Origin of the sequence: Cupriavidus oxalaticus (genome assembly GCF_038900635.1) — a bacterium.
In the GTDB taxonomy this organism is placed as follows: domain Bacteria; phylum Pseudomonadota; class Gammaproteobacteria; order Burkholderiales; family Burkholderiaceae; genus Cupriavidus; species Cupriavidus oxalaticus_B.
In genome coordinates this window covers 1-432 of the sequence record NZ_JAYMRX010000101.1, presented here as the reverse complement: position 1 = coordinate 432, position 432 = coordinate 1, and the positions used below count along the sequence as shown (strand labels likewise).

The 432-nt window shown below is 68.5% G+C and carries 1 pseudogene; it reads right to left on the bottom strand.

Annotated features, from left to right (window positions below):
- Positions 1-432 (bottom strand): annotated as a pseudogene (locus VSR71_RS35135) (MFS transporter); the annotation flags it as partial.

Here is a 432-nt window from a genome sequence, read left to right as displayed (position 1 = left end):
ATTCGCGGGTCTCGAACAACGACGCATATTCCTCCGTCGTCACCATGCGCAGGCGCGCGAACAGCGCCACGACGTTGATGGCGAAGGCGACGAAGAACGGGATAGCGCCAGCCCCAGTCGAAGAAATCGTCGGCGGAGAGATTGCCGGCGAAATAGGCGAACAGCGCGCTCGCCACGATCAGCCCGAGCGGAGCACCGAGCTGCGGCACCATCGCGTACCAGCCGCGCTGGGAGGGCGGCGCGTTCAGCGCCAGCAGCGAGGCCATGCCGTCCCAGGCGCCGCCCCAGGCCAGACCCTGCGCAATGCGCGCCAGCGCCAGCAGCCAGATCGCCGCAACGCCGATCTCGGAATAGCCGGGCAGGAAGGCGAGCGCCACGGTGGCGGTCCCGAGCAGGAACAGCGCCGAGACCAGCTTGGCCGTCTTGCCGTAC